Annotated in this window: 15 protein-coding genes; 11 read left to right on the top strand and 4 right to left on the bottom strand. The window is 71.0% G+C overall.

The window, feature by feature from the left end:
* Positions 1–68: 68 nt before the first annotated feature.
* Positions 69–1,202, top strand: coding sequence for an OmpA family protein (locus tag ISP_RS46565; protein WP_013230799.1), 1,134 nt, complete (start codon positions 69–71; stop codon positions 1,200–1,202).
* Between the two features lie 19 nt (positions 1,203–1,221).
* On the top strand, positions 1,222–2,091 hold the full coding sequence (locus tag ISP_RS46560) for a hypothetical protein (RefSeq protein WP_013230798.1): 870 nt from the start codon (positions 1,222–1,224) through the stop codon (positions 2,089–2,091).
* Positions 2,092–2,143: 52 nt separating this feature from the next.
* On the opposite strand, the gene ISP_RS46555 is transcribed toward ISP_RS46560, so the two are convergent.
* The 3 genes from ISP_RS46555 to ISP_RS46545 all read right to left on the bottom strand — a co-directional run bounded on the left by ISP_RS46555 (position 2,144) and on the right by ISP_RS46545 (position 5,877).
* On the bottom strand, positions 2,144–3,676 hold the full coding sequence (locus ISP_RS46555) for an amino acid permease (protein ID WP_013230797.1): 1,533 nt from the start codon (positions 3,674–3,676) through the stop codon (positions 2,144–2,146).
* 70 nt (positions 3,677–3,746) lie between these two features.
* Entirely contained in the window at positions 3,747–4,700 is a 954-nt protein-coding gene (locus tag ISP_RS46550) for a serine hydrolase domain-containing protein (RefSeq protein WP_013230796.1), read from the bottom strand.
* A 40-nt stretch (positions 4,701–4,740) separates the two neighbouring features.
* Entirely contained in the window at positions 4,741–5,877 is a 1,137-nt protein-coding gene (locus ISP_RS46545) for a glycerophosphodiester phosphodiesterase (RefSeq protein ID WP_013230795.1), read from the bottom strand.
* 277 nt (positions 5,878–6,154) lie between these two features.
* Between ISP_RS46545 and purD the strand changes: the two genes are divergently transcribed.
* The 9 genes from purD (at position 6,155) to ISP_RS46500 (ending at position 14,115) form a co-directional block, all read left to right on the top strand.
* Entirely contained in the window at positions 6,155–7,429 is a 1,275-nt protein-coding gene (gene purD / locus ISP_RS46540) for a phosphoribosylamine--glycine ligase (protein WP_013230794.1), read from the top strand.
* 221 nt (positions 7,430–7,650) lie between these two features.
* A complete protein-coding gene (locus ISP_RS46535) occupies positions 7,651–7,992 on the top strand; it encodes a hypothetical protein (RefSeq protein WP_013230793.1) in 342 nt (113 codons plus the stop codon).
* A gap of 16 nt (positions 7,993–8,008) precedes the next feature.
* Positions 8,009–8,575, top strand: coding sequence for a DUF3558 domain-containing protein (locus ISP_RS46530; RefSeq protein WP_013230792.1), 567 nt, complete (start codon positions 8,009–8,011; stop codon positions 8,573–8,575).
* Positions 8,576–8,584: 9 nt separating this feature from the next.
* Positions 8,585–10,222 carry a hypothetical protein gene (locus ISP_RS46525; RefSeq protein ID WP_013230791.1) on the top strand — a complete coding sequence of 546 codons (1,638 nt, stop codon included), beginning with the start codon at positions 8,585–8,587 and terminating at the stop codon, positions 10,220–10,222.
* A 2-nt stretch (positions 10,223–10,224) separates the two neighbouring features.
* Positions 10,225–10,983, top strand: coding sequence for an ESX secretion-associated protein EspG (locus tag ISP_RS46520; RefSeq protein WP_013230790.1), 759 nt, complete (start codon positions 10,225–10,227; stop codon positions 10,981–10,983).
* Positions 10,984–11,117: 134 nt separating this feature from the next.
* Positions 11,118–11,429 carry a hypothetical protein gene (locus tag ISP_RS46515; RefSeq protein ID WP_013230789.1) on the top strand — a complete coding sequence of 104 codons (312 nt, stop codon included), beginning with the start codon at positions 11,118–11,120 and terminating at the stop codon, positions 11,427–11,429.
* A 69-nt stretch (positions 11,430–11,498) separates the two neighbouring features.
* Positions 11,499–12,635, top strand: coding sequence for a transglycosylase SLT domain-containing protein (locus ISP_RS46510; protein WP_013230788.1), 1,137 nt, complete (start codon positions 11,499–11,501; stop codon positions 12,633–12,635).
* 9 nt (positions 12,636–12,644) lie between these two features.
* Positions 12,645–13,826: a pyridoxal phosphate-dependent aminotransferase gene (locus ISP_RS46505; protein ID WP_013230787.1), complete on the top strand. Its 1,182-nt coding sequence runs from the start codon at positions 12,645–12,647 to the stop codon at positions 13,824–13,826.
* A 97-nt stretch (positions 13,827–13,923) separates the two neighbouring features.
* A complete protein-coding gene (locus ISP_RS46500; protein ID WP_013230786.1) occupies positions 13,924–14,115 on the top strand; it encodes a hypothetical protein in 192 nt (63 codons plus the stop codon).
* 1 nt (position 14,116) lies between these two features.
* Here ISP_RS46500 and ISP_RS46495 read toward each other — a convergent pair whose 3' ends face one another.
* Positions 14,117–14,935 carry an SAM-dependent methyltransferase gene (locus ISP_RS46495; RefSeq protein ID WP_013230785.1) on the bottom strand — a complete coding sequence of 273 codons (819 nt, stop codon included), beginning with the start codon at positions 14,933–14,935 and terminating at the stop codon, positions 14,117–14,119.
* Positions 14,936–14,966 lie beyond the last annotated feature (31 nt).

Below are 14,966 nucleotides of genomic sequence, written 5' to 3'. Positions count from 1 at the left end.
AAGATTCCGCGCTGATCGACCCGAGAACCCACCGCCGTCCGGCAATTGCCGCACTGGGGTTGGTCGCTGTGTCAGTTGCCGGGTGTGCCCTCCCCGCGAAGGCAGTCGACCCCACCGGCGGAGATCGCGTCCTCATCGTCGTCAGCGGCACCGCGAACGAGCGCCGGCCCATCCTCACCGACCCGGCCCGCAAGATCCTCCTCGCCGCCGCGAACAGCGGAAATGTCTCGTCGCAGGGCTCCGGCCAGAGCAGTGTCGCGCTCGTCGCGGCCGCCGACGGTGCCGACTCGCGCCAGGTCGTCCTGACGCCGAGACGAGCCGACGGATCGCTGGAGCACGGGTTGCAACGACCGGCCCTGATCGAGCGCAACGTCCAGCTCGTCGCCGACACGGTCGCCGCCATGACCGCCGCCCGGCCCGGGCTCGATCTGCTCGGCGGCATCGATGCCGCCGTCCGCGGGGTCCCTCCCGGCCGGCTGATCGTGGTGAGCAGCGGGCTGAGCACGGCGGGGGCCTTCGACCTGCGGCAGGTCGGCTGGGACGCCGAGCCGGAGGCGGTTGCCAGCCAGCTGGCCGGCAAGAACGCCCTGCCGCACCTGGAAAACTGGCACGTGCTGTTCACCGGGCTCGGCAGTGTCGCCGGCGGGCAGCCACCCCTGCCCGGCCCCGCCCACGACAAACTCCTGCAGTACTGGCAGGCGATCTGCGCGCGGGCGCAGGCCGGCCGCTGCGACTTCGACGACAAGCGCGTCGCTGCCGAGCCGCCACGCACCACGGTCGCCACGCCGGTCGTGCCCGTGCCCGGGGTGACGTCGGTGGTCGGGCCCGCGGGCCGGATCAGCACCACCGTCTCCGACAGCGCGCTCGGGTTCACGGGCGACTCCGCGGTGCTGTCACCCGGCGCCCTGGACCTGCTGCGGACTCTCGCCGGGAGCATCACCGCCGCGCTGGCGGGCCGGCCCGGTGCGGTGGTGACCGTCCGGGGCTACGCCGCCGATCCGCCGGGGTCGACCGCGGCCGGCCGCCAGGCCCTCGCCGACCTGCGCGCCCAAGTCGTGTCCGACGCGCTTCGCCAGGCCGGGGTGCGTCAGCGGGTCGACGCGGCCGGGGTCGGCACTCAGCCCGACCGGACGGCGATGGCCGGCGGCCGGTTCGACGAAGCCGCGGCAGCCGCGATGCGGCGGGTGGAGATCGCTTACTAGCAGACGAGGAGGTACCGCCATGACCAGCAGCGAAGAGACGCGCAACCTGCCACTCCCGCAGCCGCGGCGCCCGCAGGAGCGGGAACACACCGGAGGCTCCTCGGCGGCCGGGGATCGGTTGCTCGCCCGGATCCGGGAACTGCGCTACCTGGCCGACCGGGTGATGGACGATCACGTCGTCGGCCCGCACGGGCAGAACCTGACGGTCGCCGAGGCCCACGCCCGGGCCGGCCTCCTCGACGGGCTGATCGAGCTGGAACAGGTGCGCGGCAGCCTGCGTCACCGCCGCGTCAACCGGCTCACCCGGGTGCTGACCATGCTCACCGTCACCGTGGTCGACCTGCCGATCATGTTGTGGCTGGCCAGTTCGGTGTTCAACGTCGACTGGACGGCACCGCTGGGCCTGCCGCTGCTCATCAGTGTCGTGATCTCGGTGCTGGCCACCGTCGGCGCCGCGACCTCCTTGCACCACCTGGGCCACAACCAGCGCCAGCACAAGAACCACCGCCGCCAGCTGGAGTGGCACAAGCTGTCCACCGGCGCCAAGCTGAGCCTGCTCACCGTCGGGCTGCTGGTGGGCCTGATGGGCGTGGTGATGTTCGTCCGGGTCTCCACCGAGGGGCTGCTGTCCGGGATGAACGGCCTCGCGCTGCTGATGGCGGTGCTCGTCGCGCTCGTCATGGTCGTGTCGGCGACGCTGGTGTTCTGGACGGCGTTCCGCGACGGCTCATTGGAACAGGACGACCTGCGCCACTACAGCGAGTGCGTCCGGCCGCACCTGGCCGCCAAGCGCGAGTACGAGGACCAGGCCTACGAGCTCGGCTGCCAGTACGACCTGCTGCGCCGCCGCGCCGAACGGGAGGACGCCCTCGGCGCGCCCGCCGATTGAACGCGCAAAGTGGTGAGGGAGTCTTCCGGCTCCCTCACCACTGCGCCCGACGTCAGCCCAGCTCCTTCAGTTCCTGTTCCACTGCGGCCAGTTCCGCCTCGGAACCCTGGACCTTCGGCCCGGTGAACCACTTTCGGGCCGAAACCACCCACCACAGGCCGGCCCCGCCCAGCACCACGAGGAAGGCGATCGGCGTGTAGTTGAACGAGTCCACGGTCACCGGCGACGCCGGGGGAAGCATGAACAGCACGAAGATGAACGCGACCCAGATCGACGCGACGATGCCGATCGGCTTCCCCCACTTGCCGAGGTGCCACGGGCCCGGTTCGAACGAGTCGCCTCGCCGGACCCGCAGGAACACGGGAATCACGTAGGCCACGTAGAGACCCACGACCGCGATGGAGGTGACCGCGTAGTACGCCGTCGCGCTCCACAAGTACGGCAGGGCGAGGATCAAGGCGCCGATGGCGGCGAGCCAGACGGCGTTGGTCGGCGTCTGGGTGCGCTTGTTGATCCGGTGCCAGAAGCTCGAGCCCGGGATCGCGCCGTCACGGGCGAAGGCGTAGATCATCCGCGAGTTCGCCGTCACGGACGACATCCCGCAGAACAGCTGTGCGCCGATGCAGATGAGCAGGAGGAACTTGCCGGTGGTGACCCCGGTGGCGTCGATGAAGATCTGAGCGGGCGGCACCCCGGTCCCGGAGTCGACCGCGCCGTCGTAGTCCTGGATCGCGAAGGTCAGGCCGATCAGCAGGATCCAGCCGGCGACCAGGGAGACGAGGATCGAGGTGACGATGCCGCGCGGCCCGGCCTTGGCGGCGTTCTTCGTCTCCTCGGTCATGTGCGCCGAAGCGTCGTACCCGGTCAGCGTGTACTGCGCGAGCAGGAGGCCCAGCGCGAACACGTAGATCGGCGAGCTCCAGCCGGTCTTGTTGACGAACTCCCCGAAGACGAAGGAGGCGTCCTGGTGCTTGGCGGGCACGAAGGTCAGCACGCCCACGATGACCAGCACCCCGATGAGGTGCCACCACACGCTGACGTTGTTGAGGATCGCGACCAGCCGGACGCCGAAGGTGTTCAGCAGGCCGTGCACCACGAGGATGATCGCCAGGAGCAGGATCGTGTGCCCGGGCGTGGCCGCGAAGCCCCATTGCAGATCGAGGAACGCGTTGAGGAACAGCGCGGCGCCGAAGTCGATGCCCGCCGTGACGGCGATCTGGCCGACCAGGTTGAACCAGCCGGTGAACCACGACCAGGCCGCGCCGTTGCGCGGGGCCAGTTTCGCCGCCCAGTAGTACAACCCACCCGCGGTCGGGTAGCTGGAGCACACCTCCGCCATGCCGAGGCCGACGAGGATCACGAAGAAGCCGACCAGGACCCAGCCCCAGATCATCGCGGCCGGCCCACCGGTCTTCATGCCGGTGCCGTAGAGCGTGAGGCAGCCGGAGAGGATCGAGATGATCGTGAAGGAGACGGCGAAGTTCGAGAACGCCGACATCGTCCGTTTGAGTTCTTGGGCGTATCCCAGCTGGTGCAGCCGGGCGGCGTCGTCGTCGGGGGTGGTCTGCTGGTCGGAAACATCCATCGGGCACCTCTTGAAAGGTATGCGGCCAGACCATTGAATTCGCCGAAGGTAGCCCCGGTACCGGAGGGTGTCAAGCCTTCGTCAAGAACTCGTCCAGCCACCTCAGGAGGGGCCCGCCACCTCGGTGGTTGTTCGAGATCAGCGTCGCGGTGAGCCCGGACGCCGGCTCGTGCGTGCTCCAGAACGTGACGCCGTGGTCGCCGCCGTCCAGGTGCACCACCCCCGGCCGCGGCAGCCAGAAGCCGAGCCCGTAGCCCGCCGCGTGCGGGCGGAGCATCCGGGCCACCCACTCGCGCGGCACGATCCGGCCGTCGAGCAGCGCGGGCCAGAACTTCCGGAAGTCCGGGGCGGAGCTGTAGATCCCGCCGTCGGCGAAGCCCACTACGGGGAGGCTGAACACGTTGGTGCGGCCGTCTTCCAGGTAGCCGGTGGCCGTCCGGGCGGGCAGCGCGTCCGAGCGGAGGAACGCCGTGTCCGTCATGCCCGCCGGCTCGGTCACCCGGAGCCGGACGAGGTCGGCGAAAGGTATGCGCGCGATCCGTTCGGCGATCAGGCCGAGCACGGCGAAGGCGCCGTTGTGGTAGCGGAACTCCGTGCCGGGCGGAGAAACCTGCGGGTACCCGTCGAGGGCGGCGAGGTAGTCGGCCGACGTGGCGAGGAGCGGAGTCGGTGGTGGCGGTGGATCCGCCTCTTCGTCGCAGTAGTCGCCGATGCCGGAGGTGTGCGTCAGCAGGTGCTCGACGGTGACGCGGTCGTCGATCAGCGGCAGGTCGTCGCCGAGGACCTCGCGCGCGGTCGTCGAAAGCGCCAGCCTCCCCTCGGCGATCAGGCCGATGACGACCAGAGCGGTGAACCCCTTGGTGCCACTGGCGATGGCGAACCGCGTGTCGATCGTGTTCTCGACGCCGTGGGCGAGGTGCGCGTACCCGTACGCCTCCGAGACCAGCGTCTCGTCACCCCGGTTCACCAGGACGACGCCGGAGAAACCGTGGTTCGCGGCCAAGTCGCCGAAGGGCGCGCTCATGGACACAGCGTCCACGAGCGCGCCCTTCGCGGCAAAGCGATTACCGGCCGAGGAACGTGTGCAGCGACTCCAGCGCGGTGTCCGGCTGGTCGGCGAAGAAGCCGTCGACGCCGGCCTTGAAGAACGCCTCCTCCTCGGTGAAGACGTCACCGTAGGCGTCCGGCTCGGCCGACGAGCGCAGGTTCGCGGGCAGGAACGGGTTCTCGTTCCGGAACGTGTACGGCTGCACCTTCAGGCCGGCCTGGTGCGCGTCCGCGACGAGCGCGGTCGGCGTGCCCAGGTTGTCGTTCTTGTCCCGCGGGATGATCTGCGCCTTGTCCGGCCCGAAGTACTTCGCGTACTTCGCGACTTCGCGCAGCCCCTGCGGGGTGACGAGGTCCGCGTACGTCCGCTTGTCGCCGTTCGCGACGAAGTCCGCCGGGGCGCCGGTGGCCGAGGTCAGCTGCAGCAGCGGCGTCCGGACCTGCTTGTGCAGCGCGATCAGGTTCGACACCTCGAACGACTGGATGATCGCGGGCGCGTCCGGCCGGTCGAGGCCGTTGCGCTTCAGGATCGCGACCAGCTTCGGCTCGGTCGGGTTGCCGATGGACTGGAAGAACGTCGAGTGCTTGACCTCGGGGTAGGTGCCCAGCGTCCGGTGCAGCTCGCGGCCGAGGCGCTGGGTCAGGTCGAGGACCTCCTGGTAGGAGGCGATCTGGTAGCGGCCGTTGTACAGCGTGTTGTGCGGCCGGTTCTGCGGGATCCGCTCGACCGCGCGCAGCGTTTTCAGCTCGGCCAGCGTGAAGTCCTGGGTGAACCACCCGGTCGTGGTGACCCCGTCGAGCACGACGGTCTTCTTCCGGTTCGCGAACTCCGGGTGCTTCGCGACGTCGGTGGTGCCGCCGATCTCGGGTTCGTGCCGGGCGACCAGCTGGCCGTCCTTGGTGGGCACGAGGTCGACGTCGACCCAGTTGACGCCCATCCGGTAGGCGAGCTCGTAGGAGGCGAGGGTGTGCTCCGGCCGGTACCCGGGCGCGCCGCGGTGTCCGATGATCACGGGGTCATGGTGGCCCCGTCCGCGCGCGGCCGCATCGGCGGACCCGCTCTCGGCGGCACTCGCCGACCCCGCCGCGACGCCGGTGACGCTCAGCAACGCCAGCCCGGCCAGTGCCAGGAGACCGACACGTTTGCGCTTCATCTGGTGACCTCTTTTCACACAGGGTTGACCCTGACTACTCGCGCAACCCTCACCGCCGCAAGCGTCCGAAGTGCGTATCCAGGCGAACACCTCGGTAAACGGCGCGTGGACTCCTCTTCTCCCCGGGCTTCCGACGGCTCGTCCCGACGCGGTGAATGACTCATTCCTGGCGTCCGACGCAGTGAATGAGTCATTCACTGCGTACGGAGGCGGCCCGGCCGGGCCCCGGGGGACGGCGAAATGTCCGGCGCGAACCTCGCCGGATACGCTGTGCGGTGTGCGCGTACTGGTAATCGGCTCCGGCGCCCGAGAGCATGCACTCGTCCTCGCGGCCTCCGGTGACCCCACCGTCACGGCCCTGGCCTGCGCGCCCGGCAACGCCGGGACCGCCGCGGTCGCCGAACAGCTCGGCGTCGAAGCCGCCGATCCGGAAGCGGTCGCCGGGCTCGCGAAGAGCTGGCAGGCCGACCTCGTCGTGGTCGGGCCGGAGGTGCCGCTCGTCGCCGGCGTCGCCGACGCCGTGCGCAAGGCCGGCATCGCCTGCTTCGGCCCCTCGGCCGCCGCCGCCCGGATCGAAGGGTCGAAGGCCTTCGCCAAGGACGTCATGTCCGCCGCGAACGTGCCGACCGCGCGCTGCGAGGTCGTCGACAACCCGGCCCGCCTCGACGCCGCGCTCTCCCGCTTCGGCCCCACCTGGGTCGTCAAGGACGACGGGCTGGCCGCCGGCAAGGGCGTGGTCGTCACCACCGACTACGACGTCGCGCGCAAGCACGCCATCATGCTGCTCGACGGCGGGCACCCGGTCCTGCTCGAGTCCTTTTTGGACGGCCCGGAGGCGTCGCTGTTCTGCTTCGTCGACGGCAACACCGTCGTCCCGCTGCTGCCCGCGCAGGACTTCAAGCGCGTCGGCGACGACGACGCCGGGCCCAACACCGGCGGTATGGGGGCCTACGCACCGCTGCCCTGGGCGCCCGAGAACCTGGTCGACGAGCTGGTCGAGACCGTCGTCCAGCCGGTTGCCGACGAGCTGGTGAACCGCGGTGCGCCGTTCTCCGGCCTGCTCTACGCCGGTCTCGCGCTGACCTCCGACGGCCCGCAGGTCATCGAGTTCAACTGCCGCTTCGGCGACCCGGAGACGCAGGTCGTGCTGGCCCTGCTGCGCACCCCGATCGCCGGGCTGATGCACGCCACCGCCACCGGCAAGCTCGCCGAGCACCCGCCGCTGGAGTGGGCGGCCGGCGCCGCGGTCACCGTCGTGATCGCCGCCGACGGCTACCCGGGCAAGCCGCACACCGGCGACGTCATCACCGGGGCCGAGCTGGAAGGCGTCCTGCACGCCGGCACCCGCCGCCGGGACGACGGCGCCGTCGTCTCCTCCGGCGGCCGCGTGCTGTCGGTGGTCGGCACCGGCAAGACGCTCAAGTCGGCGCGCAAGCACGCGTACGAGACGGTCGAGAAGGTGCACCTCGCGGGCTCCCACCACCGCACGGACATCGCGCTGAAGGCGGCGAACGGCGAGGTCGGCGCCCCGGCGGCGAAACAGCGCGCCTGATTCCACGGATCGGGGAACCGGCCGGGCGCACTCTGCGTCCAAACTCAGGCTCCTGTCACCTCCGCGTTGGTAGCCTCGACGGGAGCCGGCCGGTCACTGTCCGTATGACGTCAGGGGAGCGCATGTCAGGACCCTCGTACGACAGCGTTGTTCCGGGGCTTCGCCCCGGGCCGGGGGCTCCGCCACCCGGACCCCCGCAAGACCTCAGCTCGGCCGTCCCGGTGGTACCGGCCGCCGCGGACGTCCTGGTCCACCCGGACAAGCTCCTCGACGTCGCCCGGATTGTCGAAGAGCAGGCGAACGCCCTCGAAGACCAGCTGCTGACCCGGCTCGGCCAGCTGCGGATCGACGCGCCGTCCGCCGACGTGATCAGCACCCAGTCGGTCCAGGCCTGGAACTCCCTCATCGCCGACGGCGACCGCTCCTACGCCGGGCAGGTCCGTGAGTACGTCGCCGGCCTGAAGCGCCTGGTCTCCCAGCTGCGCGAAGCCGCGAAGGACTACAAGGTCAGCGAAGAGGAGAAGGCGGCGGTGTTCGGTGACCGCGGCAAGCACGGTGCGTAACCGGATCGCTGGAGGCGTGCTCGCGACGGCGGCGCTCGCCGGCTGTTCCGCGGGCACCGAAGGCACGCCGTACCCGGTCGAGACGGCCGCCACGGCCGCGTCGCAGAGCGCCAAGGCCGCCCAGCTGCCGCAGCGGCCGGCCGACCTGTCGTTGCAGGGCGTCGATCTGTGCTCGATCTTCCCCCAGGTGCAGCTCGACGCGCTGAAGATCACCAGCCTCCCGCGCGCGGCTCCGGAGCAGGACGGCCCGACCTGCGTGTTCGACGCCGACGGCGCCGAGCCGGTGCACTCCTACCACGTGCGTGCGGTGCCGGCGGACCTCGACCAGTGGATCACCGGGGCGCGCAAGAAGAACAGCATGACCACCGAGCCGAAAACCATCGGTGGGTATCCGGCGCTGACGAACTACCGCGCGGCCGGCGACCCGGCCGATTGCGAGACGCTCGTCGGCGTCGCGAAGGGGCATACGCTGGCCGTCCAGACCTTCGCCATCACCCGCGGCAAGCTCACGCAGCCGCAGCTGTGCGACATGTCGGCGCACGCCGCCGACGTGGCGCTGCAGACCCTGAAAGCACGCAACTAGGGAGGGCGCGTGGAATTCTCCGAGCTCGCGGCCGGGATCCAGAACCACCGGTTCGACGGCTGGACCAACACCGCGATCGCCGACCAGATCACGCGGATGATCAACGGCGACGGCACCGGCAGCATCGGTACCGCCGTCGACGCGCTGAAGGCCGTCGCGACCGCGCTGGCCCACACCGACCAGACGTTGCGCGCGCAGCTGCTGAAGCTCGGCGTCGAGTGGCAGAGCCAGGCCGGGGGCGCGGCGAGCCAGGTGTTCACCGAGCAGGCCGGCTTCTCCCAGGACGCCACGACGAAGGTCGCGCACGCCGCGGAAATGGTGTTCGAGCAGGGTGAGGCGTTCAACCGCACCAAGTACAAGCTGCCGGACGCCGAGACGGTCCGGAAGGGCGCGGGCGGCTTCACCATCGGCGACGGCCTGCTGAGTCTCATCGGCTTCGAGACCGACCACGCCCGGCAGGTCGAGGCCGCGAACGACGCCAAGGCCCAGGCGCAGCAGGCGCTGAACGAGTACGCGCAGCAGAGCGGCACGAACCTGCTCTCGACGCAGTCGCTGTCCGACCCCGAGTCGCTGAAGCTGGCCGCCCCGGGCATCACGCCGGGCGTGCTGGACGTCGCCGGCGCCGCGGTCGCGGTGACGCCGGACGGCGGCGTGAAGCCGGCCTCGGACAAGGTCCGGTCGGTGCGTGTCGAGCCCCCGGTGGTGCAGCCGGTGTCCCACACCGTGCACGCCGATCCGCCGACCCCGGTCTACGGTGTCGCCGCGCAGCAGCCGTCCCGGTCCGCGCAGCAGGTATCGCAGCCGCCGCGCCAGACCGGCTCGACCGGCTCCACCGGTTCGGCCGGCGCGATCGGTTCGGCCGGCGCCCCGGCCGCCCAGCACACCACGCCGAGTTCGACGACGTCGTCGGGCGCGAAGCCGCCGACGTCTTCGCCCGGGCCGGGCTGGGTCCACAGCCCGGGTCGCGGCCCGTCCGGCGATCCGGCCGGTCGCTTCACCCCGGGCCCGGCGAGCGGGGAGCAGTGCGACCCGTTCGTCCCGCCGGGCGCCCCCGGCGCGCAGCCGCCCGGCTCGGCCCCGGCGACGACGCCGTTCAAGTCGCTCGGCGGCAGCGGCGGCGGTGTCGGTGGCGGGGGTGGCGGGACGCCTGGTGGTTCGACCGGCATCGACAGCTCCACCGGCCGCGGCCCGGACGGGTTGCTGGCCAAGGGCCGCACGGTCGGCGCGATGCCGCAGCCTCCGCTGCAGCCCGCCCAGTACACGGGCGAACGCGGTTTCGCGGGGAAGCCCAGCGCCACCCCCGGCGACATCGGTGCCGGCGCGGCGGCGATCGGCGCGGGTGCGGCCGGCGGCGCGTTGAGCGGCGACAAGGAGCGGCTGCGGCGCGACAAGAGCCAGCCGAAGGGCCCGGTGCGGCCGCTCCCGGTCGGCGAGCTGCCCGAAGAAGAAGCCGTCGCGCTGCGCAAGTCGGAGCAGATCAGCCCGAAGCAGCAGCCCGGCGAGGCGAAGTTCCTGTCCGAAGCGGCTCCGCAGGAGGAGGACGCCGAACACGTCCGCCGCTACGGCGTCGACGACCAGGACCTGTTCGCCGACCAGCGGATGGTCTCCCCCGACGTGCTCGGTGACCACGGCGGGGATGTGCGCTGACCGTGTCGCTCGTCCTGTCGGCCCTCGAGTTCGACGTGCTCTGGGAGTCCTTCGGGCTGCCCCGGCGGCACGTCGCGCTGGACGTGCCGAGCGAAGGAGCCACCCGCACCGAACGGCTCGAGCTGGCGGAGTCGGCGTGGGCGTCGCTGAGCGAGCGGCGCCTGGCCCGCAACCGGCGGGCGTCGGGCGAGCTGGCCGACCTGCTGCACCTGCTGGCGCGCCCGCAGTTCGGGATCGACGTCTGGGTGTGGGCGGAACGCGAGATCCGCGGCCGCGCGGTCAGCCTGCGCGGCCAGGCGGTGCTGGCCGTGGTGGACGACGGCGAGGTCTGGCTGATCCCCGCCACCGAGGACGGCCTGGCGGAAGCGGCGGTCTCGGTGGCGGGTGACCTGGGCCCGGGCATCGGCCAGACGGTCAGCCTGCCCTACGACGTCGTGAAGTCCGCCGACGCGGCCGCGAAGGGTGACGCGAAGGGGCTGGTCACCGCGCTGGAGGACCGCGGAACACCGCTGTTCCAGGCCCAGGAGCTCTCGGGCATGCTGCTGGGCCAGGAGGCCCGCGGCCAGTTCGGCGCGGAACGCACCTCGCGCGACGGCGTGGTGCACCGGGCGGACCGGGTGGTGGCGTTCTTCGACACGGACGCCGGCCGCTACCTGTTCCAGGTGGGCCGCGACGGCGACGGCCGCGAGTGGGCCACCGTCACCCCGGCGGACAACGCCCTGCTGGCCACGCGAATCCGCGAACTGGTGGCGGAGGCCTGATCCCCGCTGGGGTGGAAGTTGGCGGAGATCCGTACCCGCGCCCGGGGCGAAGTCATAAGGTAAGCGCGGAACCGTCCTGGTCATGACGACGTCAGATCGGGCGGAGACAAGTTTGGCGAAGGGGATGACGAACCGTGCCTGTCTACGACCCGGACTCGATGGCCATCGCGGCCCGCCAGGTGGAGAAGCTCAAGGACGAGTTCGAAAAGTCCAAGCGGAAGGTCACCGGCCTGGACCACGAGAAGGAAAGCCCCTTCGGCGGGATGGACGAAACGGGCGACGCGCACGGCGCGGTCGGCAAGTTCAAGGACGGCGTGCACAGCCAGTTCGACGCCGCGGGCAAGCACATGGAGGCGCTGGGGTTCGCCATGCGCAAGGCCGCCGGCCTGATCGCCGAGACCGACCAGGTCGGGGCGAGTGACCTGAAACTGCACGTCGACAAATGACCGGGGGTCCGGGGGGCGAAGCCCCCGGCCCGGGGCGAAAGCCCCGTACGACACAGCGGGGGCACGAGAGTGGGTTTGAACCCGGGCGGCGCCGGAACGCCGGACAATTGGGACGCCTTCATGAAGAAGGTCGACCAGGTCGAAAAGGTGGACCTGGAAAAGATCTCGGCGGCGGCAACGCAGTTCCGCGAGGCGGGCAAGAACGCCGGCGACCACAACGCGTCCCTGAAGAATTCGACCGACGCGCTCAACGGCAGCGTGTGGGGCGGCCCCGCGGCCGACCAGTTCTTCCAGTACGTCCGCCAGGTCCGCGACGCCGGGACCAAGGTGCAGACCCACCTCGAGGACGTCGCCAAGGACCTCGACGACCTCGCGAAGTCCCTCGACCAGATCAAGAAGAACGTCGGGGACAAGCAGCTCGCCGCGGAAAAGGCGGTCAACGAGCGCAACGCCACGGCCGAAACCCAGATCAACAACGCCTTGGCCGCGGCGAAGAAGGCGCACGACGAAGGCAAGCCGGGCCCCAGCCCCAGCGCCGAGGAGATCCTGGCCACCGCCAAGACGGACATCCACAACATCACCGCCGGCTTCGACGGCGACGTGACCGGCCTGCAAACCCAGGCCGACACGGCGATCAAGGCGTCGCAGCAGCTGATGTCCCAGCAGATCGAGGGCGGCTACGACCAGGTCCCCCTGCCGAGCAGCTCCGCCGCGGCCCCCAAGAGCACGGGCGGCATCCACAGCAACGGCGCCTCCCACGGCGGCGGCGGTGGTGGTGGTGGCGGTGGGGGTGGCGGCGGCGGTGGTGGCCTCGGCCCGAGCGGCGGCCCGCCTTCTTCGCCGCCGCCGGGGAACGTCCAGCAGTGGATCCAGGAAGCCATGAAGGCGCTGCAGGCCGCGGGCATCCCGGTGACGGACGCGGACATCCCCAAGATCTGGGCGATCATCCAGCACGAGTCGGGCGGAAACCCGAACGCCATCAACAACTGGGATTCGAACGCCGCCGCGGGGCACCCGTCCAAGGGGCTCATGCAGTGCATCGACTCGACGTTCAACGCCCACAAGCTGCCCGGGCACGACAACATCTACGACCCGGTCGACAACATCATCGCCGGCGTCCGGTACTCCTTCGACCGGTACGGCGGCCTCGACAACGTGCCCGGCATCAAGGCCATGGCCCACGGTGGTGCCTACCGCGGCTACTAGCCTGGCCCCATGGCCGACCTCGGAGTTTTCGCCGGGCCCGCGCTGCGGGCCGGTGTGCCGCCCTTCCACGTCATGGACGTCCTCTCCGCGGCCGGGGCCCGGCAGCGCAGTCACGGCGATCTCGTGTCGCTCGCCGCCGGGCAGCCGTCCGCGCCCGCGCCGAAGCCGGTGCTCGAGGCCGCCCAGGAGGCGCTTCAGAAGAGCACCCTCGGCTACACCGAGCAGCTCGGCATCCCCGAGCTGCGCGAGGCGGTCGCCGGGCACTACCGGCAGCGGTACGACGTCGACGTCCAAGCCCACGACGTCGTCCTGACCACCGGCTCCTCGGGTGGCTTCCTGCTCGCCTTCCTCAGCGCCTTCGACCCCGGCGCCAAGGTCGCCATGGCGCGCCCCGGCTACCCCGCCTACCGCAACCTGCTGTCCGTCCTGGGCTGCGAGGTCGTCGAGTTCGCCACCACCGCCGAGACGAACTTCCAGCCGACGGTCGCCCTCCTCGACGAGCTCGGCCCGATCGACGGCCTCATCGTCGCCAGCCCGAGCAACCCCACCGGCACCGTGCTGCCGCCTGGGGAACTCGCCGCCATCACCGGCTGGTGCTCTTCGCACGGGGTGCAGCTGATCAGCGACGAGATCTACCACGGCATCTCCTACGGCGCCGAGCTCGACTGCGCGTGGCAGTACGGCCGCGAGCCGATCGTGCTCGGCAGCTTCTCGAAGTACTTCGCGATGACCGGCTGGCGGCTCGGCTGGATGCTCGCCCCGCAACGCCTGCACCGCGCGATCGACGTCCTGACCGGCAACTTCACCATCTGCCCGCCCGCGGTTTCGCAGTACGCGGCGCTGGCCGCCTTCACGCCCGAGGCGTACGCGGAAGCCGACGCGCACGTCGAGCACTACCGCGCCAACCGCGATCGCCTCTTCGCCGGCCTGCAGCGCATCGGCCTCGACAAGCTCGCCCCCGCCGACGGCGCCTTCTACGCCTACGCCGACGTCAGTGCCTACACCGAAGACAGCCTGAGCTGGTGCCAGCGGCTGCTCGCCGACACCGGGCTCGCCATCACCCCCGGCGTCGACTTCGACCCGGTCGACGGCGGCAAGTACGTCCGGTTCTCCTTCGCCGGCAGCGCCGCGGACATCGACGAAGGAGTCCGGCGCCTGGGGGCCTGGCTGGCCAGGGGGAACCCTGAATAAACCCCGAACGTTGGCTCTCCGAGGGGAGTTTCACCGCGGCGGGTGGCAGTGTGGAGTCATCGGGCCGGTGGGGCCACGGGGAAGCATCGGAGGAACCATGTTCTGGAAGATCGTCGGCGGCCTGCTCATCGCCTGGGTGGCGTTCATGGTGCTGGGCGCCGTGATCGGCTTCGTGTTCAAGGCCGTCCTGTGGATCGCGATCATCGGCGGCATCGCCTTCCTCGGCGCCGCCGGCTACAAGGCGATCACCGGCGGCAAGAAGGACCCCAGGCGCATCAACCGGTACTGAGCTACCCGGGGATCCGCGCCACGCCGCCCAGCGCCGTCCAGTTGACCGGCGTCAGCGGCGCCAGGCGCGGCCCGTCCGGCCACCACAGGTGCGGCGCGGTCAGCCCGGGCTCGAGCAGGTCGAGTCCGTCGAAGAACGACGTGATCTCGGCCCGCGAACGGTAGCGCGCGTCGAGCCCGGTGCGGCCGAAGCGGTCCTGCAGGGACGTCGCGACGGCGGCCGCGTCGGAGCCGTCGTCCGGGTTGTGCCGGTGCAAGAGGATCAGGTACGAACCCGGCGCCAGCGCGCCGACGTAGGACTTGACCACCTGCTGCGCCTGCTGGAGGTCGGCGATGTGGTCGACGACCCCGCACAGCACGAGCCCGGCGGGCCGGTCGAAGTCGATGAACCGCTCGACCCCGGCGAGCGTCTCGCCGGGGTCGAGCGGGTCGGTACCGCAGATGTGCGTGAAGTCGTTGTCGACGAGCAGAGCCCGGCCGTGCGCCTCCACCACCGGGTCGTCGCCGACGTAGACGACGTGCGCTTCCGGGTTGTACTTCTGCGCCATCTGGTGGGTGTTCTCCGCCGTCGGGAAGCCGGCCGCCAGGTCGAGGAACTGGTCGACGTCCAGCCGCTCGGTCAGGTAGCGGACGGCGCGCACCAGCCACTGCCGCACTTCCCGCGCCATGGCCGGGGCTTCCGGCGCGATGGCCACCAGCTGCCGGAGGACGGCGCGATCGGGCTCGTAGTGGTTCTGCCCGCCCAGCAGCGCGTCGGTGACCCGGGCGAGGCTCGGCCGGTCGAAGTCGACGTGGGCCGATGGTCGTTCGCTCGTCGCCATGCGCACCTACCGGGGAGTGTGGGGACGCTCA

Origin of the sequence: Amycolatopsis mediterranei, assembly GCF_026017845.1 — a bacterium.
Lineage (GTDB): Bacteria > Actinomycetota > Actinomycetes > Mycobacteriales > Pseudonocardiaceae > Amycolatopsis > Amycolatopsis mediterranei.
The sequence above is the reverse complement of the archived record's forward strand: the minus strand, read 5'-3'. Positions and strand labels throughout refer to the sequence as shown.